This window comes from Neisseria sp. P0022.S010 (assembly GCF_051956635.1).
Genome location: NZ_JBQCXF010000859.1, coordinates 1 through 479, shown reverse-complemented (window position 1 = coordinate 479; position 479 = coordinate 1). Strand labels below are relative to the sequence as shown.

The 479-nt window shown below is 56.8% G+C and carries 1 pseudogene; it reads left to right on the top strand.

From position 1 onward, the window contains the following. Positions 1-450: pseudogene (locus ACTHUT_RS21800) on the top strand (ABC transporter ATP-binding protein); the annotation flags it as partial. Between the last annotated feature and the right edge of the window lie 29 nt (positions 451-479).

Sequence of the window (479 nt, the reverse complement as noted above, 5' to 3'; positions counted from 1 at the left end):
GACGAAATCACGGTCGGCATCGACCCGCAGTCGCGCCGCTTTATCCTCGACAGCGTGGCGGATTTGACGCGGCAGGGGGTAACGGTGGTTTACACCTCGCACTATCTGTCGGAAATCGAGCAGCTTTGCGGCAAAATCGCGCTGCTGCAACACGGTAAACTGGTGTATCACGGCGGTTTGGACGAGCTTTTAAGTACGCAAACCGGTGTCGTGCGTTTTACCGTCGAACCGCCGCTGCCGCCTCAAACGCTGACCGCTTTGGGTGCCAAGCAAGTGGACAGCCGCGGCATGATGGAAACGACACACGATGCCGCTGCCGTTTACGCCGCCCTGCAACAAAGCGGCGCGCAAATCCGCTACTTCCAGCAGGGACACGGTTCGCTGGAAACGTTTTACCTCGATTTCCTGCGCAAAGACGAACCGGCAACAGATAAGCAAAATCCACAATGACGACTTCCTCCCTCCTCAAAGAACTCAAA